Origin of the sequence: Cupriavidus mimosae (assembly GCF_023952485.1) — a bacterium.
Taxonomy (GTDB): domain Bacteria; phylum Pseudomonadota; class Gammaproteobacteria; order Burkholderiales; family Burkholderiaceae; genus Cupriavidus; species Cupriavidus taiwanensis_C.
The window spans coordinates 210,398-228,785 of record NZ_JALHRY010000001.1 but is presented as its reverse complement, the minus strand read 5'-3'; the positions used below and the strand labels follow the sequence as shown (position 1 = coordinate 228,785).

Genomic DNA, 18,388 nt, shown 5'->3' with positions numbered 1-18,388 from the left:
CCGGCCCTATGCCGCGGGCGCGGCCCCTGCCCCGGGCGTGCCCGCCTCGTCGCCCTGCGCCGGCGCCAGCGGCACCTCCACCGTCAGCGCCGTGCCGCCGGGCGCCGAGCGGATCTGCAGGCGGCCGCCGATCGCCGCGGCGCGCACCTGCATATTGCGCAGCCCGCGTCCGCCGCGCGTGGCCTGGGCATCGAAGCCGCGGCCGTCGTCGGCCAGCGTGATGCGGATCGCCTGCGCGTCCGCCTGGGCGGTCACGGTCAGCGTGCGCGCGGCCGCGTGCTGCAGCACGTTGGTGATGCCTTCCAGCAGCAGGTATTGCAGCTCCTGCACCTTGCGCGCGGAGAAGTGCGGCAGCGCCGGCAGCCGTTCGACCTCCCAGCGGATCTCCAGTCCGGCATCGGCGATGCGCGGCCCCAGCCGGTAGCGCAGGTTGCCCAGCACCGCGGCCAGGTCGCCGCCGGTGTCCTGCATCGCATCGATGGAAAGCTTGAGCGAATCCAGCGCATGCCGCACTTGCGTCGCCACCTCCGGGCGGCTGGCCTTGCCCGACTCCAGCATCGACAAGGTCGTGACCAGCTGGCTGCCCAGGCCGTCGTGCATGTCGCGCAGGATGCGGCCGCGCTCGCGCAGCGCGGTTTCTTCGGCGGCAATCTTCTGCGTGCGCGCAAAGGCCGCGCGCAGCTGCGCCTCGCGCTGCGCGACGCGCTCGGTCAGCACCTGGTTGGCGTTCTGCAGGCTCTGCACCGCGCTGGTGTAGCGTTCCGCCAGCATCCACGCCATCACCACGCTGAACGGCACCGAGACATAGCGGGTCATCGAATGGACCCAGTAATAGTCGCCGGTCAGCCAGACCTTGATCCAGTCCCCCAGGAACAGCACCGCCGACACGCCCACGGTAACGGCCAGCAGCGTTGCCTCGCGGCTGGGCCGGCGCAACGCGCCCCACACCATCGCGCCGGCCACGGTCAGGATGATGCCGACCTTGAGCAGCCAGCTCAGCGGAAACACCAGCGGATGGCTGGAGATGGCAGCCAGCGGCGCGATCACTGGCAGCGCCAGCCACAGGTAGGCATTGAGGGTGCGATGCAGCCAGCGCCACGGCACCCGGATCACCAGCAGGCAGAACCTGGCGATGGCGCCCAGGAACACTTCGCGCGCTGCGGCGACGATATAGCCGCGCATTTCCGCCGGGATGGCGAGGTCATCGACGAAGTAGTCGAGCAGGCGCACGCTCCAGGCAACCTCGGCCAGCCCGTACAGGCCGAACAGCGGATCGCGCTGGCGCCACCAGATCAGCAGCGCCAGGCCGCCCAGCACGACGCTCAGCACCGCCGCGATCAGCGGGCCGACCACGCGCAGCAGGAAGGCCCGCTCATACTGCGCGCGCACCTCGGCGGCCGGGCCCACCGTCACCGGCAGCAGGCCCGAGCGCGCATAGGCGCGCGCGGCCACGGTGATGCGCAGCAGGTTGCCGTGCGTGTTGGCCAGCTCTGGCGGCACCGCGACGTAATACGGACGCTTGGCCAGGGCCGACGCCGGCGCGTCCAGGCGCCCGCCGGCGGCGATCAGCACGCCGTTGAGGCGCACCTCGTAGCTGCCGCCGGCCCATGGCACGAACAGCCCGCCGGGCGCCGCCGCGGGCCAGTTGCGGTCAAAGCGCAATTCGTAGACCACGGTGCCGGACTTGCCCGGCATCACCCGATCCCAGTAGTCAGGCAGCGTCAGCGCGCGCGCCGGCAGCACGGTGCCGTCGGCGAGCGTCGCCGAGCGCGTGGCCTCGGCCAGCGCCATGGTCTGCGCCGCTGCCATGCCGGGCAGCAGCAGGCTGGCGCACGCCAGCAGCAGGGCAAGCACGGTGCGCAGGGAGGGCGACCAGGACGGCATGGCGCGCTTACAGGGACTTGAGCAGGCCGAGCTTGGCCGCCTCGAACACGGCCTCGCCACGCGAGCGCACCGCCAGCTTGCCGTAGATGTTCTTGATGTGCGATTGCACGGTATGCACGCTCAGCCCCAGGTAGCGGGCGGTTTCGGCGTAGGTATAGCCGCGCGAGATCAGGTCCAGGATCTCGTTCTCGCGCACCGACAGCGTTACCCCCGCGCCAGCACCCGCATCGCGCGCGGCCGCCTCGGGCGGCGCGCCGCGCAGCCGGTTCACCACCTGGCGCGCGATCAGCGGGCTCATCGGCGAGCCGCCCGCGCGCAGTTCGCCGATCGAGGCGGCGATGCGGTCGGTGGTTTCATCCTTGAGCAGGTAGCCGATGGCGCCGGCCTCGATGCTGGCCAGCACATGCTGGTCGTCGCCGAACACCGTCACGACCATGCATTCGCAGGCAGGATAGCGCTCGCGCGCGTTGCGGATCACGTCGATGCCGCTGCCGTCGGGCAGACCGAGGTCGCACAGCAGCACGTCGGGCTGGTGCTGCGCCAGCCACGCCAGCGCCTCTGCCACGGTCGAGGCGCAGCCCGACACCGCGGCATCTGCCGCATGCAGGTCGACGGCCTGCACCAGCCGGCGCAGCGCCAGGGGATCGTCTTCGACGATGAGGACTCTTGTTGTGCTTGCCATGCCTGTATTCCCGAGCCACGCCGCGGTGCGACCCCTGTGTTGCCGCGCGCTGCGCTGGTTTGGCAGGTTGCGCCGGCACGACGGCGGATTCTGACATATCCCGTCCGCGCGCGGACGGCCCGGCGGGCCCGTTCAGGGTAAACGCCGCCGCCCGTACCCATCGCACGGCCGCGCGGCCTTGCCCATCCCATATTCAGGGGAGGCGGGGCGCCGGGCCTGCTCCTATGATCGCGGCAAAACAGCCCCGCCGGTCCGCGTCGCGTGCCGCCGGCGCGGGCAACAAAGCCATGACGGGAATACGGGGAGCATGACCGTGACAGACAAGACAGCCGGCACACCGGCCGCACGGGAAATCGGGGAAGCAGGGGGCGGAGCCGCGCGCACCATCCCGCCAACGGCCGCGCTGCGGCTGGCTGGGGGGATGGCGGCATGCGCGCTGGTAGCGCTGCTGGCGGGATGCCTTGCCACGGCACCGAACGCCGCCGGCGTGTCCGCAATGGAACTGGACCCCGGCCGCAAGGGCGCGGTGTCCGGCGTCGGCCTGGAGGGCCACGACATCGTCGCCATGGCCGACCAGATGATGCGCGACATCCTGGCGCAGCCGCGCTTCGCGCCCGGCCGCGACGGCAAGCGCCCGCGCATTGCCCTGGACGGCGCCAACTTCATCAATGACAGTGCGCAGCCGCTGGACCGGCAGCTGATCGTGGACCGGCTGCGCGTCAGCCTGAACCGCGCCGCGCAGGCGCGCATCCAGTTTGTCAGCACGCAGACCGCGCTGGTCGAGCGCGAACGCCAGGCCAAGCGCAGCGGCGCCACCGACGCCGGCACGCTGGGGCTAACCCGCGCGCGCCTGGGCGCCGACTACAGCCTGTCGGGCCGGATCGGTTCGCTCGACAGCCGCAGCGCCGCCACTGGCATGGTGCAGCGCTACATGCAGATCTCCTTCGAGCTGGTCGAGGTGGAAACCGGCGAACTGGTCTGGAGCAACATCTATGCGTTCCAGCGCGCCGCGGCAGACGATGTGGTCTATCGCTAGCCGCTGCGGCGCGCTCGCCGCGGCATCGCTGCTGGCGGGCTGCGCCGCCACGCCGCCCGCCCATACCGGCTGCACGCCGTGGCAGCAGCAGCGCGCGCGCCCGGCCCTGCCGGTCTCGTTCCTGTCGCCGGAACTCGCCGCCATGGTGGCGATACCTGAAGCCGGCACCGCGTCCAACCCCAGCGGGCTGGGCGCGGTCCACGCCGGCCTGCACAACTGCACCGAATTCGACGTCGCGCTGCTGGTACGCACGCGCTTTCGCGCGGCGCAACCGGGTGCCGCGGCCGAGCCGCCGAGCGCCTGGCGCGCGCTGGTGCTGCCGCCCCGCACGCAGGCCGACTACGCCGAGCATGCCGTCATGGCCGGTTCCGTGCCGGCCGCGCTGGAAATCCTTGACGCCCAGCGCGCGCAGCAGCCCTACCGTCCGGGACAGCTCTATCCGGCGCTGCCCGGGCCCGCGCGGCCTTGACGTTTGACGGCCGTGTCTGCCGTACAGACCTCCTCTACCGCCTTTCCCATGCCCCAGCCATGACCGTTGCCCACTTCATGCCACGCTTTGCTTCGCTCGCCACGCCGCTGGCCGCCCTCCTTGCCGCCCTCCTTGTCACCGGCTGCGCGGCGCCGCCGATGGCGCTGAAATCCATCCGCACCGGCGGCGACAGCGCGCCCGCAGTGCGCGCCGACGTGGCCGGCAAGGCTGACCTGGCGGGCCTGAATGTCGGCGATACCGTCGCCGTTTCGCCCGGCAACAACAAGGTCGTGGTGGCCTCGACCCCGCTGGTCTACACCCTGTATGAAGACGGCATGGTGACGCAGGCCGAGGTCAGGCGCCAGCAGCTCACGGTCAACCGCAAGGACGCGCCGCGCATCGAGTTCATCAAGGGCGAGCTGCACCGCGGCGACTTCATCCGCCGCGAGATCCTGCTGGACCTGCACAGCAAGGACCCGGACGAGTTCAACCGCACCATCCACTTCCTCGCCTTCAACCGCGGCGACAAGGTCTTTCGCGGCGACCTGACGGTCTATGACCTGCTGCCCGCCGAGCTGGAGCTGGTAAGGCTGGGCAGCGCCAACAAGTACACCGACCAGACCATGGTCAAGGGCGTGCTGAGCGGGCTGCCGTTCCTGTCGCTGGTGACGCTGGCCATGGACAACTATTCGCGCTCCGACGAAGCGGTGCCGATGCGGCATGACCGCCTGGACCAGGTGCAGAAATTCACCTTCCAGCGGCTGGTGCTGGAGCCCGGCCAGGCCGTCGGCTTCACCATGCATGTGCGCTACCAGCTGCCAGACGAAGCGGAACTGGCCGACCTGCGCGAAACCGCCGCGCCGCTGGCGCGGCAGCAGTAAGGGGGCGCCCCATGCGGATTCCCCATCCAGCCGGGGTATGGCGGCGCACCTGCGCGGCGCTGCTGGCGCTGGCGCTGGCCGCGCCGCTGCCCGGCGTGGCGGCCTGGTTCGGCAGCGACGAGAAGCGCCTCGCGGCCGAGGCGGACCGCTTTGTCGCCGACAAGCCCGCCGAGCTCCAGCGCATCCTGCATACGCTGTACATGGAGGGCGAATGGAATGCGGTGCTCAACCTCGACCTGCTCGGCCTGGCCGCGATCGAGGCCGGCCGGCCGCGCCTGGCCGAGCGCGCCTTCGACATGGCCGCGGCTCGCATCCTGCGCGTCTATGCCGATGACCCCCATGCCCGGCAGGCGCGCTCGCTGTGGTCCGCCGAGAGCGTCAAGGACTGGAAGGGCGAGCCGTACGAACGCGCCATGACGTTCTACTACCGCGGCCTGCTCTACGCGCACGCCGGCGACTACCAGAACGCCCGCGCCGCCTTCCTGCAGGCCGATATCCAGAACGCCTTCGGCCAATACGAGCGCACTGACGATGGCCACGGAAGCTTTGCGCTGATGGCATGGCTGGCGGCATGGGCCTCGCAATGCGCCGGCGACCCCGCGCGCGCGGCCGAGCTGGCAGCCCGTGCCGCTGGCGCGGCCGAGCCGTTCTACGCGCAAACCCGTGGCGCGCTGCCGCGGCACCTGAGCCTGTTCGAAGCCGGCCTCGGGCCGGAGAAGGTCACGCTCGGCGAGACCAGGAGCCTGCTCGGCTTCCTGCCGCAAGGCGCGGCCCCGGGCGCGCCACGGATCGGCTACGGCGCGCTGGTGAAGCCGCTGGCCGCGGGGACCGCCGCCAGCATGGACCGGGTCGCGCTGACTCGTGGCGGACGGCCAATCCAGGGCATCCTGGACGGCAAGGCGGTGTTCAAGGAAAGCACCGCCACGCTGGCGGACGCCGCCGGGGCGTTGTCGTCGGGCCTGGCTCAGGCGGCAGTGTCAGGAGTCAGCAGCGGCAACGCCAGCCTGGCACAGGGCCTGGGCACCGCCGGTGCGGCCGGCTCGCTGCTCAGCCTCGCCGCCGGGGCGCTGTCCGGCGCGGCCAATGCCGAGGCCGATACCCGTTACTGGGCGTCCTTGCCCAAGACCATCTATATCGAGGCGCTGGCCGCCCCGCTGGCCCAGCCGGCGGTGCAGTTCAGCTTAGCCGCCGGCGGCAAGCCGCGCGCGGCGCTGCTGCAGGGCCGCCAGGGCGACTGCTCGCTGGCCTGGGGCCGCGAGCATTCCGCCTTCGATGGCGAGCACGGCGGCGTGGCCAACCCTGCGCCGTGGCCCGCCGAACCGGTCGAGTCCGGGCGCGAACGCGCCAACGCCGTGCTGCGCAACGAGCTGCTGGTGCTGCCGTTCGGGCCGTAGCCTTCCAGACCCGTTCGGGGGATACCGGCCTCATTTCTCGACCGTTGCGGTGCTTTTGGCAGTTCTGTTGGATTTTGCAAGATGTACGCATACAATGCCCCGGCGTCGGCCGATAGAGCTGGCGGACCTGGAGAAGAAGCAAAATGCAGACGGGAAAACTGATGGCAGGGCTGGTCCTGGCCGGGTTGCTGGCCGGTTGTGAATCGATGGATGGCGCAATGTCCTCCATCAACGGCGTGCTCGACGGCACTGGCGACGTGCTCAGCGGAGACTTCCGCATGCTGGCCGACCCCAAGCCGGCTTCGCTGGGCGACATCTGGGCCGACTGGAAGAAGAACGAAATCACGGCGAAGAAGAAGTGGGACGCGCAGGCGATCCTGGTGTCGGGCACGGTCTCGCGCATCACCAAGGTCGACGGCCTGAGCATCACCAACGACACCATCGCGGTCTACTTCAAGGATTCGGTCAATCCGCAGTGCACCGGCAAGGCGCTGATGCGCGATGCGATGCTGGTCAACCAGAAGAAGATCAGCAACCTGCAGACCGGGGACAAGATCAATGTGACCGGCGTGCTGGCCACCAGCGATGCCGAGTCGTACAACAGCAGCAACAAGGAATGCTATTTCGCCTTCGCCAAGTCGAAGATCGAAGCGGCGCCGGCAACCACGGCCGCCACCGGCACGGCGGCCCCGTCGAAGGCCGCCACCAGCACCAGGTCGAGATCGACCAAGACCAGCAAGAAATAAGCAGTCCCGCGCGGAACGCGCGCCGGCGGCGGCCATGAACCGGCCGCCGCGCTCCATGCCTCCCCTGGGCCTGCTGCGTGCGGACCACGCCACTCGCTGCCGCCAAGTCTGCATCCCTTACACGCTCTGAAAGCGTTGCACGGACGTCCGTCCGCCCGGTTCCCGTCTGCCGGGGCTCCGAGGCCATTCGGCCGCACGGTACGAATCTTGCCCCTTGCTGATATCCGCCCGCGGTGCCGGCGTGATTTTGCGCCGGTTTCTGCACATGGCGTTACCTTGTCAGGAAATCAGCATGGGCTACTACTACGATGAGCGTGAAGCGCGCGACCAGCGCGAGCGCCGCCAGGCATGGGACGACGATGACTGGCAGCCGGAATCGGAACGCGACCGCTGGCAAGCGCAGCGCAGACGCCAGCAAATGGCCTCGGGCCAGACCAGCTACGGCGGGCCCGCCCGCCCGGCCCGGGAATTCAATGAGCAGTACGGCGCCAGCCGCTATCCCGACTATCCCCGCGAGGGGCGCTACGGCAGCGACCTGCGCTACGGCCTGAACGGCGGCTACGGCTGGGAACGTGCCGGCGAATGGCGCGACCCGCAGGCCTGGGAGCGCGACGACGAATACGCGGAACAGCAATGGCGCCAGAGCGCCGAACGTGCCCGCGAGCCGCGCGAGCGTTATCAGGCCCGCGAGCGCTACGAGGGCCGCGGCTCGTCTCGCGACGAGGGCCGCGAGCGCTATTTCAGCGACCTGCGCAGCGACCGCCGCTACTGGACCGATCCGGACGACGACGAGGAGGAAGAACACCGCTATACGGTGCAGAGCCACAGTCCGGGCTATCGCCAGTACGCGCAGCGGCGCGGCTGGGAGACCGATGAAGACCGCGACGACGATCGCGACGATGACCGCGAGCACGGCATGCTTTACAACCTGGGCCGCCGCATCGGCGAAGTGGTGGGTGACTGGTTCGGCACGCCCGACGAACGCGAACGGCGCTCCGGCCCGCGCGGCTACCAGCGCAGCGACGAGCGCATCCGCGACCAGATCTGCGAGCGGTTAAGTTACGCACGCGGCGTGGACGTCAGCGACGTCAGCGTGGATGTCAACGACGGCGTGGTGTCGCTGACCGGCAGCGTGCGTGACCGCGGCCAGAAGTACTACATCGAAGACATGGCCGACGGCACCTACGGCGTCAAGGAAGTCAACAACGATATCCGCGTGCGCCGCGACAGCGACCGCGTCGGCGATGCGCCGAGCGGCGCCCTCAGCGCGGGCAGCGCCAGCAGCTCCGCCAGCCCGGGCAGCACCGGCAGCGCGACCGCCACCACCGGCGGCAGCGCCACCAGCGCCACCACGGGCAGCACCTGGCGTGCATAAGGCCGATAGCCGGCGGAAGATTCCGCCGGCTTTTTTTGTCGCTCCCTTCACCGCCCGCACTGCCCGCACCGCATGCCCGCGTCCACGCTGAAGATCGCCACCTTCAACATCAACGGCATCCGCAGCCGCGTGGCTGCGCTGTGCCACTGGCTCACGCGGGAAGGCCCGGACATCGTTTGCCTGCAGGAACTGAAGACCGCCGACGAGAGTTTTCCCGAGCGCGAGATCCGCGATGCCGGCTACGGCGCGATCTGGCATGGCCAGAAGTCCTGGAACGGCGTCGCCATCCTGGCGCGCGGCGCGGAGCCGGTCGAAGTGCGCCGCGGCCTGCCCGGCGACCCCGACGACAGCCACAGCCGCTACCTGGAGGCGGCGGTCGCAGGCATGCTGATCGGCTGCCTTTACCTGCCGAACGGCAACCCGCAGCCGGGGCCGAAGTTCGACTACAAGCTCGCCTGGTTCGAACGCCTGATCGCGCATGCGCAGACGCTGTTCGACAGCGGCCACCCGGTGGTGCTGGCCGGTGACTACAACGTGGTGCCGACCGACCAGGACATCTACAACCCGCGCTCCTGGCGCAAGGATGCCCTGCTGCAGCCGGAAAGCCGCGACGCCTACGCGCGCCTGCTGGCGCAGGGCTGGACCGATGCGCTGCGCCAGCACCATCCCGACGCGCCCATCTACACCTTCTGGGATTACTTCCGCCGGCACTGGCAGACCAACTCCGGCCTGCGCATCGACCACCTGCTGCTGAGCGCCGAGCTGGCGCCGCGGCTGCGCGACGCCGGCGTCGACCGCTGGGTGCGCGGCGAAGACCACCCCAGCGACCATGCGCCGGCGTGGGTGGTGCTGGGCCCGGCGGCGCGGCGCAAGCGCGCGGGCTAGCCCCCCGTGGCCTCGGCCATTAGCTTGTCGCGGATAAAGCCCAGGAAGGCGCGCACGCCCTCCGGCAGCGTGCGCCCCGCCAGCGTCTGCAGTTCGATCGCCCGGCTGCGCATGCCGCGTTCGCGGATGGTCGCGGCATGCAGCTCGCCGCGGCGCAAGCGGTCGCCCACGGTCACGCTGCCCGAGATCGACAGGCCGCCGCCGTGCAGCGCTGTCAGCTAAACCATTTCCCTGGACAAAGATAAACCATTTCGTTGTGGTTCTATTGGGAAGCGGGTGACCAGCGCTTCTCTGACGTAAAGTATAACGCTGGATTTCTCGCAATAATAAGGCAATTCTTTGGATTTTTAACACTTGAGGAACCAAGAGTCTTTTTCCACAAAAATCATGACAGGGAATACGCCTCGCCACCGAAAATCCATCCGAACCCTATGGCCCCATGACGTTATAGACCGTATAACACGAAATAACTATTTCGCCTAAAAATGTCCAGTAGCAAACATACTTCGGAAGATTTCTAGAGAACGCGGGAATAACACCCATTACCCAAGAGACTGACGCTCCGGACTCGCCTTTTTCCCGGCTTCTCCACCGACTAATATTGCAGTGTGCCTCCCGACGCACCACTGGCTGCGACAAAAGCAGAACGACACCTCGCAGCGAACTCCAACCCGGCTTTCAGCAGCCCTTGCATCGGCTCGGCCCTTCACCGGTCCCTCAGAGCGCCGACGGGGGCTTGCTCGCACAGCTTTGGAGCGTGACATGGAAAATCAGAAGCAAGTCCCCAAAGACTTTCCACATCGATATATACCAGCGGTGCTCCCCGGAACACAACCTAAGCTATGCGTGCGCAAACGTCCTGACGGAACATATGGCAGCGGAGAAACGGCAGAGGAGCGCTATGAGCGGTGGCAAACCTGCGAGGCACTGCTCTGTCATCTCCAAGCCATCATCACATCCAGCGAGCCAGGCGCCCCTCCCGAGTCTTCGGCGAGGCTCGAACGAGTGCGAGCTGTCGTACCTTACGAGATGTGGCTGACCCCCGATGAGCTGGATTGGGTAGAGCATCACCTACTCACATCTGACAAGTAAAGGGATAGGCCTATCATGCTCAGAATCACCGTCGAAGCCGTTCGCGGAGCCCGACATTGACGCGGGAATGACGGTCGCCACGGCCTATATAGGTAGGCTCGAGCGAAGCGCTGTGTCCGATTACGCCGTCCAACTCATCGAACCGCCTTTTTCTGATGGAAAGGACTGTACACGCGCTTCGCAGCGTCTGACTTTGACTTGGTGCTCGCGCGCTGACTGTAGGCTTGACTGGAACCGAAGAGTTGCCGCAGCGACCTCAAGCGCCGAGTGTTCCCATCCACCAGTCGACCGCCTGCCGAGCCTTTCTCGTCATAGCTTCCCAGAAAGGGATTCCGACGAGGTTTGTTTCGACCATCGAAACAACGCACACTATCTGTGCCTGATGAAGGTCTTTACAGAAGACGAGTAAGCGGAGTTTTGACAGGCGTTGGCACCCAAGCGCGCGATGCGACGTACCTGTGCCCATACTGCCGGCAATGGTAAGAGAGGCTCTAGATGGCATACCAAAGTTTTTTGTGCCTTGCGGAAAAAGAAACGAGGGGCTTGCTAGAAACAACACTTCCTTGCATGAAAAACAGGATGTCAAAGAGCCGACCAACTTGGTCTTTGAGTGCGGGGAATTTGCTAATTGCAATCGCGTCTTCCAATAACTGCCGTGACCTCGACAAACAATCTGCGATGTAGAACGGCAAGGCACAAACTCGCTTAGCATCGGCACGGTTGTGAGCCGGCATTAGATACTGAGTACGAACTCTCCCCCGCCATGCAAATCCAGAAAAACCTGCGACGTGCAAACCCGCCCGGACCTGGCTGTCGAACGCCGGCATCAGTCCAGTAATTAGTAACAGCGCTTTCATGGGATACGTTACGTTGGTGTTACCCACTAGAAGACCGTCGGCTAGCTCATTAAGCGTATCAATGAGGCATATGTCAAAATCCTCGACATTTTGGAAGACACCACCAGTCTTAATGGACCGCTCCCCATCGTCCAAGGACATCCCATCTAGCGAGGCGGCTAGCCTCTTTAGTTTGCCGCGAAGAGATACATCGCTCAACAATTGGCACACCGCAGGCTCCCGGCGGCATGTCGGTGCCGACCGCTTGCCCGCGCCCCAACCCTCCAACGCTTCGATTAGACTGCAAGCCAGAAGGTTTACTGAGGCGATGGACGGGTTGTTCGAGAGATAGTCGCTCGCTGCAGCGCGGACAGAGAAGTAGTCTCGGTGATAGACTGGGTTAAAAGTGTCGATTGCCGTGGCGATGGCCTCGGCGTCAGATGTAACGTTCAAGTTCATTGAGTCACAGGGACTGCAAGACAACTTCGTTCCCTCCCAGATGCGCCAGTTAGGCGGACTGTTCTCTCCTCAGGCATCCCTGCGGCGGAGCCTAACGACAAAATCTTCCCGTCGTTCGATATCACGCTGGAAGATTCCACCCTTCCCGGGGAACCGGCGCTTCGACTACGCGGCCGCAAGCTTGTTACAACAATGTGTGCCGGCATCGGCTTTTTGTCAGTGTCTATCCGAGCCGCAGACCGTGAACTCATTTTCGTCGCCAACGCATACCTCTGTGACTCCCGGGCCAGGCCGCAGCCATCAGCTCGTCGAGGGCCTCGAGTCGGTCATTCACTCTGAAAAGTCCCGGGATTCAGAAGCGTACGGACCCGTGGGTCATCGCCGTGTGCCCGATATCGCCTCTGCCCTGGCTGACCCTCTAATCGGGAAGAAACTTTGCTAGCCCTTCATCTTCATGAATCTGGCGCTGAGGAATCTTGAACTCCTCAAATTTTCGTGCGTCGAAAGGAGAGAAAACGGCCTTCTCTCTGCCGTACAGCCAAAGCTTCTTTAACGCTGAATCGCCTACTGCCCGCTGGTCAACGCGGACAAACAGAAGTACGCCCCCAGCGAAAATTCGATACATGTTTGCGCCTGTTCCCTGCTCGCGGTCCGCTTTAGGCGCTCGGTATGCGAACACCGATTCATCAGTCCTATTGAGCCGGAGACGAAGTAGAGCAGCATTTAGAAAGTCAGGAACGTCGCTCTCTCCAAATGCGGCGCGGCGCATCGGCTCTTGGTAGCGACCGAGTGAAATTCGTCCGTATTCTTTCTTTGTAATACTGTACTTATAGAGAATGGACGCGCAGAACCTGAGCATAGTTTCTGCACTACGCTCTACATCTACCAAAGCACCGTCAGCGTAGGCCGTGGCCTTCTTCCGGATTTCCCTGAACGTCTCGATTGCCTCACCCTCCACCATTCCTAGCGTTCCGTCACATTTTATGCAAAGGATGTCAGTATCGAAGGTACCTGACTGCGACGGAAAGAACTTCTTGTCATTCTCAGTCACTCCAGTCGCAATCTTCTTGTCTACCATCACTTCTTGACAGATTGCTTTAGGAAGAAGGTGCGCGCGCATGGTTGAAGATGCGCCACAGTTTACGCAAGGCATAGCGTTAGTAGCTTCCAGTGGGATGTCGGTCATGAGCGCAATAAAGCGTCCCTTCATATATTTGTACTTTAATGGCGTCACCTCCTAAATCTTCACCCATCAGTCCAAGAATAACGACTATGTCTCCATTCGGTCGTAAGCGCCAGGGCGACCAATCGCTCCAGTCCTTATTCAGGTTCACCGTGATAAGCGCTTTTTCACATCTATCTGACTCAACATCAAGAGAAATCGCGCCCCACGGTCGACAAAGGTAAATTAACTATCATCTGTATAACTTGGCCACTCGCCTCACATCGAATGCTTCCAAAATGCGATGCCACAACTTCGCGGGCGAGGAACAATCCGAACCCTCCGCCCTCAACCGCATTGGCAAATCTCACCCCACGCTCGAAGCAGCGTACGGGGTCAATGCGATGACGAGATTCATTCTCCACCACCATGATGGCGCGCTGTTCTGTCGCCTGCACAGTGATGTCTATCCGTTGTCCCTTCTCCCCGTATTTGATAGCGTTCTCAAGCAGAACTGCAGGTATCAAGGGGAATGACTTTTGACTACCCTTAACTATTGCTCTCACGCCGCTGACGTGAATGGACATTGACCGAGCTGCAGCACGTTCCTGGTAGATTCGCTTCATCTTGAACGCGAGGTCGTACAGGTTCACGGTGGAGTCAAGTGGAAGGGAGCGCATCCCTTCGATATTGGAGAGAGCCTCCAAGATGTCAAAGTTATTCCTCATCAGTTCTGCGGCGCCCTTGATACTCAGGAGGCCTCTCGTCTCGCCGGTATCAGAGATGGCGCGCTCAGCGTGCTGGATGATGGTGCCGTTCAACTTTCTGAGTTCATGAAACGCCTGCGGTAACACCTTCGACGCTTCAACCAACGCGTCAGCTTTAAGCGTAATCAACTCGTCAACCAGTTTGACTACTGAATCGACTGAGTTCCTTGTTACTCTATTGACCGCGAATTTCTTGGCGACCTCCCGTTCGCGCTCAGACCCAAAGCGTGGATGTGCTATGACCCCTGAAACGGCCCACTTCTTACCATTGATATCGAAGCCCTTGGTTGTGAATCCGAACGGACACTCCATGAAGCGACCGGGAATGAGCGCCTCGTAGTGTCGACGACACTGCTCGTTGGACTTCACTTTTTCATGGCACACCGCAGGGGCAGGAACTTCGGTGCCATCGATGACTGTAAGTTTGGCAATGTCGGTAAGGGGCAAGAAAGACAGCGGCCTGGTCATACGAATATTTTTCCGATGATTGCCTCGACCGTCTTCTCTGCCGTCATACCAACCGCTTTGGAGAGGTACTCTTTGAATTTCGTCTTATCTTTTCCAGCCAGCGCCTTGCTGAGAGCCGTCCGCATTTTTTCTCGTTCTTCGCCCCGGCTGACGGCGAGCTTCGTTATTAGAGCTTCAAATAGATGCTCTTTGCCAAGCGCTTTACGCAGTTCTTCCTCGATGAGTAGCATCGAGTCGCCGAGCCCCATGTCCTTCGGAAGCACGGCATGGCTGAGGCGGAAGAACTCCGACTCAGACGCGTTAAGGCTTCTGGATGTATAGGCAATGATGCGAGTACGTGGCGAAACCCGACGGATGTGCTTAATAAGGTCAAGCCCTTGGCCTGCGCCCAGACGTTGACCGACGCCGTAATAGTCGACGATTGCAACATCGTAAAGCTGAGCGTCGTAGTTTCTCAGGTCGTCCCCCGTTCTATCGTGCTCGACCACGAATTGGCTGCTTTTGATATGTTCAATGAGCAGTGGCTCCTCATCGTCGATGAAGGCGATTCTTCCTTTTTGAATCAGTTCTTCCCGCGTCAACGCTCCGTCGAACGTGGCCAGTGGCTCTGCCCTGCTTCCAAACAGCTTCCCAAACATGTAGACCCCTCCGTGTTGTAGTAACATTTTATTACATCTCGAGGCTGGCTGCGAAGACGGTCCGAAAGCGAAAAGATAACTGCGACGTTTGCAAGAGGCATGAGTGTCGACTTCGCACGCCAGGCGCCGCAATGTATCGCGCAAGTTGGCTGAAAGACGACCATGGGGAGGGGTGATGCAATCGATTGATGAAGCGGTCTCGGCTCTACGAGAAGGGCGTTGGGAAGACTATCTCGCAGCGATTCATCCGCGATTGAGGTCAGAGAAAGACCAGCTTTGGCGGGACCTGGCGGCGAAACACCCTGCTTCCGTGAATCTAATTTCTTTGCTAACGACCTTTTCGAAGCACCAGACTCTGGACGTTTGCCATCGCTTCCTTCCGGCAATCGGTGTTCTGCCCAGTTTTAGCCAGGAAGATGCGCTTACTCTGCTCCAGTACGCCGAATCAATCGATGCTTCGCATAGATTTGGGCCAGGCCAACAATTGGGACTTCAAATCCGAGGCCGCAACGAGCTAGGCGTCTTTCTTGGCGACAACCTTAGAGCCAGGGGAACACTAACCGAGGCCGCTCGCCAAACTTGGGCTCTCGCTTTCGCGAGCGGCGCACCGCAGGCCGCTGCGCGCTATGGGGTGGGCCTTATAGCCGACAACCTCCGCGACATGCAGCTGCTCGGCAGCCTGATTTGCTACCTCCCAATGAACTCGCCCGAGGTTTGCACAGAATTGCTTCCTCATGAGGTACAAATTGCAGACCTGCTGAGAAAGTACACCACTGAATCTCCGGATGCATTCTGGGCGTCCATAGCGTCTTTCGCGAAGGTATCGGCGCGGGCTGCAGACCTCCTAATCGAAGCTATTAACGCTGATGACGAAGTCGCCGCCGCAAAGACAGCGAGGACACTATATGGAGTCGATACCCCGACTTATGGCGCAAATTCTGTACCACTAGAAAATGTTGTCAGGCGTTTGCTAGAAATCGGCATTACCCATGCGAACAGCCGAGCAATGGTTGACCAACCGATATCGAGCTTACTCCACCACGACGCTCTTCGCCCACTGGTTGTTGCCAGTCTGGTTGAACTCTACGCCCAGCGTGCGAACGTGGTTGAGTTGTTCGGTGAAACCTTCACAGGCGTCGCAAGCCATCCGACCGCATTTGCCACTCTCTTGTCTGAGTGGCTGCTTCGCTCCGGAACGTATTTGCCCTCAATCCGAAGTCTCATTTCGCTCTGCACTACGGACCAAGCTTCCGCCACACTAGACGGTGCAGCCTTCCTGGCTCACGGGGAAAGGGACACTCTCACTGCGGTGCGACGAATACTGGCGACAACCCATCATGGGCCCACACTATGCCAATTCATCGCCGCGATTGCCGACATGCATCAACTCGGCGACACCCGCTTTGACCTTGCTGGTCAGATGCTCAACCTCAGCTTCGCAGAGTATCCAGGAGCCACTGAAGATTTTCTGAAACAGAGAACACGGCCTAACCAGCGGTCACATGCTGCCTCACGCGTCTATCGCGAAGTATATGCGCACGTGCTGCGTTGGCGTAGGGTCCTCACCAAACTTCCGTCTTTACAGGAAGTTCGCGCAACCGACGCCGAAGTTCAAACGATTCGCGCCTTGAAGCGCCGCTTTCAGCGCGAAGTGATGCGAGTGGCCGCGGAAAAGTCGGTGTTTGCCGAAATATTCCACACAGCAAACCTTGCCCAAGGCCGCAGGTTCGCGACGCACTCACGATTTGGAGCACCGCAAATGGCAACGATGGCGCAATCGAGTCATTACGTAGAACTTCCATCGAGCGAGCTTTCTGACCCGATGGGTGGCGAGCTTGCCCGCATGAAACTTCTTGAGAACGCGCGATGACAGACAGCCTTCGGTTACTGCTTGAGGACTTTCTCGGCCTGATGCGCGAAGAAGGAGAACTGGACGCCTTCCTTCCTTTGCTTATGTCTTCGATGGGCCATGAGGTGGTGTATCGCCCTCAGAAAGGGCCTCGCCAATATGGCGTGGACATCGTTTCTGTTGGAAAGGATGCCGACGGCGTGAGGAAGCTCTTCATTTGGCTGGTGAAATGTGGAGACATTGGCAGAACAGACTGGAACTCCGGGCCACAGTCAGTCCGCCAATCCATGGACGACATTCGAGACGTGTATTTGGCCAGCCATGTCGCCCCTGAGCACAAGGCGCTCAAAAAGAGAGTTCTGATTGTCACCAACGGAGACTTCAGGGCCAATCTCAACGAGACCATAGCGTTATTCTTAACGAAGTGGTCACGCGAGACCAAGGTTCAAACAGAACAAGTAAATGGCTCAAAGCTGGCAGCCTGGACAGAGAAATGGCTGCTCGATGAATACATCCTCCCGACTTCGAACAGAGCCTTGCTCCGTCGAATGCTTGCGAACGCGAACACACCAGATTTGTGCGTCCAGGTTGGCGAGGCCCTCGTCGACAGCATGCTAGATAGCGCGCTTGCCCCTGCATCTAGTCACGGGGCCAGAACTAAGCGTCTGCTGACCGGCTTGCGGGGTATCCGCACTGCCTTGAATGTTCTTCATGTCTGGGCTACGAACGAGAACAACCTTCTCGGCCCATACATCTTGTCGCGCTACGCCGTTCTTGCAACATGGGCGAGACTACACGAACGCCTGAAGGTTGCCGACTCAGACGCGTCCAGAGAATTCGGCGGCCTGCTCTTTCAGCTCGCGTCAATCGCGAAGGCTTACCATCAACGCCTCGACGCCTACTATCACGTTCAGGACGCCTTTGCCCACGTCCTTCCCGACAGTTTATTGGTCTCCAGGACCGTGTTCGACGAATTAGGTCGGCTTGGCCAACAAGGTTGCTTCTGGGCATTTCACGGAGCAGTCGCTGGCAGGTCTGACTTCAGCGTCTACGCTTTCGAGTACTCCGCAAGAATACGAGCTCTCCTGCAGACGCATAAGTGCAGTGCTCTTCCGGCATTCGATTACCACGCAGCAAACATACATACAGCGCTGTTACTCCTCGTAGCGACGGGGAACGAGAACGAGGCTCGGAGTTGGGTCAGGAGAATCAGCCAACGGATGTACTATGCGACTGCTCTCCGCAAGTACCTTCCGATGTCAGCAACATTTGATGACGCAATTCTCGTCCGGCACGGGTACGAAGAAGTGAGCGCCGAGTTCCAGCCGGCTTCAACGCTCCTTCCGGTCTTGCTTACTTGGACCGCAGTTCTCGGTATGGACGATAGTTACGAATTCCTGAGAGCGGACGTTCTACCCAAAATGAAATCGACAACGCCCAACTTCTGGAGCTCGGAACACGGTTACGACGGTACCGTATCTGATGCCAGGTCTATGCACGAGCATGGTATTGGCGAAACAATACTGGATATTCCCGATGAACCTCATGAGTTCCTGCGGCAGATGTCCGTCGGGTTGGAGGGCGTGGAGCACATTGAACAGTCTTCCTGGTATCAGGCGCCGGCACCCTACATTCCGATTCTCGCGGCCATGCATTGGCAAGCCCAGATTCCTCGAGAGATGATTGTTCAGCAAGCAATGGCGTTTGCAGGCGTGGAACTCGCACCATCTACAGAAGAAGAATCGGAAAGTTAGGCGGATATCAG

General features: G+C 62.4%; 15 protein-coding genes and 1 pseudogene. 9 read left to right on the top strand and 7 right to left on the bottom strand.

Translation table 11 applies throughout. The features are described 5' to 3' along the window. Positions 1-6 precede the first annotated feature (6 nt). Both MKD50_RS01000 and MKD50_RS00995 read right to left on the bottom strand, forming a co-directional pair. Complete coding sequence (locus MKD50_RS01000; protein ID WP_252666102.1) at positions 7-1,884, bottom strand: sensor histidine kinase; 1,878 nt, start codon at positions 1,882-1,884, stop codon at positions 7-9. A gap of 7 nt (positions 1,885-1,891) precedes the next feature. Continuing rightward, complete coding sequence (locus MKD50_RS00995) at positions 1,892-2,566, bottom strand: response regulator (protein WP_252666101.1); 675 nt, start codon at positions 2,564-2,566, stop codon at positions 1,892-1,894. Between the two features lie 313 nt (positions 2,567-2,879). Here MKD50_RS00995 and MKD50_RS00990 point away from each other — a divergent pair, with 313 nt between their 5' ends. The 7 genes from MKD50_RS00990 (at position 2,880) to xth (ending at position 9,352) form a co-directional block, all read left to right on the top strand. After that, positions 2,880-3,602, top strand: a complete 723-nt coding sequence (locus tag MKD50_RS00990; protein WP_252666100.1) for a penicillin-binding protein activator LpoB — start codon at positions 2,880-2,882, stop codon at positions 3,600-3,602. Continuing rightward, on the top strand, positions 3,586-4,071 hold the full coding sequence (locus MKD50_RS00985; protein WP_240071199.1) for a hypothetical protein: 486 nt from the start codon (positions 3,586-3,588) through the stop codon (positions 4,069-4,071). The genes MKD50_RS00990 and MKD50_RS00985 overlap by 17 nt, the downstream gene beginning before the upstream one ends. Positions 4,072-4,130: 59 nt before the next feature. Continuing rightward, positions 4,131-4,952 (top strand): hypothetical protein, encoded by an 822-nt coding sequence (locus MKD50_RS00980; protein WP_252666099.1) that lies wholly within the window; start codon positions 4,131-4,133, stop codon positions 4,950-4,952. 11 nt (positions 4,953-4,963) lie between these two features. Continuing rightward, the gene (locus MKD50_RS00975) at positions 4,964-6,346 is read left to right on the top strand and encodes a COG3014 family protein (RefSeq protein ID WP_252666098.1); all 1,383 of its coding nucleotides are present in this window, start codon (positions 4,964-4,966) and stop codon (positions 6,344-6,346) included. Between the two features lie 143 nt (positions 6,347-6,489). Next, complete coding sequence (locus MKD50_RS00970; RefSeq protein ID WP_115702188.1) at positions 6,490-7,092, top strand: OB-fold protein; 603 nt, start codon at positions 6,490-6,492, stop codon at positions 7,090-7,092. 292 nt (positions 7,093-7,384) lie between these two features. After that, the gene (locus tag MKD50_RS00965) at positions 7,385-8,467 is read left to right on the top strand and encodes a BON domain-containing protein (protein ID WP_252666097.1); all 1,083 of its coding nucleotides are present in this window, start codon (positions 7,385-7,387) and stop codon (positions 8,465-8,467) included. Between the two features lie 72 nt (positions 8,468-8,539). Further along, positions 8,540-9,352 carry an exodeoxyribonuclease III gene (gene xth, locus MKD50_RS00960; protein ID WP_240071203.1) on the top strand — a complete coding sequence of 271 codons (813 nt, stop codon included), beginning with the start codon at positions 8,540-8,542 and terminating at the stop codon, positions 9,350-9,352. On the opposite strand, the pseudogene MKD50_RS00955 reads toward xth, so the two are convergent. The 5 genes and pseudogenes from MKD50_RS00955 to MKD50_RS00935 all read right to left on the bottom strand — a co-directional run. Then, positions 9,349-9,561 (bottom strand): annotated as a pseudogene (locus tag MKD50_RS00955) (LysR family transcriptional regulator); the annotation flags it as partial. The gene xth and the pseudogene MKD50_RS00955 sit on opposite strands and share 4 nt — an antisense overlap. A 1,374-nt stretch (positions 9,562-10,935) precedes the next feature. After that, entirely contained in the window at positions 10,936-11,739 is an 804-nt protein-coding gene (locus MKD50_RS00950) for a hypothetical protein (protein ID WP_252666096.1), read from the bottom strand. Positions 11,740-12,157: 418 nt separating this feature from the next. Continuing rightward, positions 12,158-12,949: a hypothetical protein gene (locus MKD50_RS00945; protein ID WP_252666095.1), complete on the bottom strand. Its 792-nt coding sequence runs from the start codon at positions 12,947-12,949 to the stop codon at positions 12,158-12,160. A 161-nt stretch (positions 12,950-13,110) separates the two neighbouring features. Further along, positions 13,111-14,136: a sensor histidine kinase gene (locus tag MKD50_RS00940; protein ID WP_252666094.1), complete on the bottom strand. Its 1,026-nt coding sequence runs from the start codon at positions 14,134-14,136 to the stop codon at positions 13,111-13,113. Continuing rightward, the gene (locus MKD50_RS00935) at positions 14,133-14,774 is read right to left on the bottom strand and encodes a DNA-binding transcriptional response regulator (protein ID WP_252666093.1); all 642 of its coding nucleotides are present in this window, start codon (positions 14,772-14,774) and stop codon (positions 14,133-14,135) included. The genes MKD50_RS00940 and MKD50_RS00935 overlap by 4 nt, the downstream gene beginning before the upstream one ends. Positions 14,775-14,949: 175 nt before the next feature. Here MKD50_RS00935 and MKD50_RS00930 point away from each other — a divergent pair, with 175 nt between their 5' ends. Together MKD50_RS00930 and MKD50_RS00925 are read left to right on the top strand one after the other, a co-directional pair. After that, on the top strand, positions 14,950-16,644 hold the full coding sequence (locus tag MKD50_RS00930; protein WP_252666092.1) for a hypothetical protein: 1,695 nt from the start codon (positions 14,950-14,952) through the stop codon (positions 16,642-16,644). Next, the gene (locus MKD50_RS00925; protein WP_252666091.1) at positions 16,641-18,377 is read left to right on the top strand and encodes a hypothetical protein; all 1,737 of its coding nucleotides are present in this window, start codon (positions 16,641-16,643) and stop codon (positions 18,375-18,377) included. The genes MKD50_RS00930 and MKD50_RS00925 overlap by 4 nt, the downstream gene beginning before the upstream one ends. The last annotated feature ends 11 nt before the right edge of the window (positions 18,378-18,388 follow it).

Coding starts and splice junctions, on each gene's coding strand:
- MKD50_RS00950 (WP_252666096.1), bottom strand. CDS start 11,739: ATGAACTTGAACGTTACATCTGACGCCGAGGCCATCGCCACGGCAATC.
- MKD50_RS00985 (WP_240071199.1), top strand. CDS start 3,586: ATGTGGTCTATCGCTAGCCGCTGCGGCGCGCTCGCCGCGGCATCGCTG.
- MKD50_RS00945 (WP_252666095.1), bottom strand. CDS start 12,949: ATGAAGGGACGCTTTATTGCGCTCATGACCGACATCCCACTGGAAGCT.
- MKD50_RS00970 (WP_115702188.1), top strand. CDS start 6,490: ATGCAGACGGGAAAACTGATGGCAGGGCTGGTCCTGGCCGGGTTGCTG.
- MKD50_RS00925 (WP_252666091.1), top strand. CDS start 16,641: ATGACAGACAGCCTTCGGTTACTGCTTGAGGACTTTCTCGGCCTGATG.
- MKD50_RS00935 (WP_252666093.1), bottom strand. CDS start 14,774: ATGTTTGGGAAGCTGTTTGGAAGCAGGGCAGAGCCACTGGCCACGTTC.
- xth (WP_240071203.1), top strand. CDS start 8,540: ATGCCCGCGTCCACGCTGAAGATCGCCACCTTCAACATCAACGGCATC.
- MKD50_RS00965 (WP_252666097.1), top strand. CDS start 7,385: ATGGGCTACTACTACGATGAGCGTGAAGCGCGCGACCAGCGCGAGCGC.
- MKD50_RS00940 (WP_252666094.1), bottom strand. CDS start 14,136: ATGACCAGGCCGCTGTCTTTCTTGCCCCTTACCGACATTGCCAAACTT.
- MKD50_RS00995 (WP_252666101.1), bottom strand. CDS start 2,566: ATGGCAAGCACAACAAGAGTCCTCATCGTCGAAGACGATCCCCTGGCG.
- MKD50_RS01000 (WP_252666102.1), bottom strand. CDS start 1,884: ATGCCGTCCTGGTCGCCCTCCCTGCGCACCGTGCTTGCCCTGCTGCTG.
- MKD50_RS00930 (WP_252666092.1), top strand. CDS start 14,950: ATGCAATCGATTGATGAAGCGGTCTCGGCTCTACGAGAAGGGCGTTGG.
- MKD50_RS00980 (WP_252666099.1), top strand. CDS start 4,131: ATGACCGTTGCCCACTTCATGCCACGCTTTGCTTCGCTCGCCACGCCG.
- MKD50_RS00975 (WP_252666098.1), top strand. CDS start 4,964: ATGCGGATTCCCCATCCAGCCGGGGTATGGCGGCGCACCTGCGCGGCG.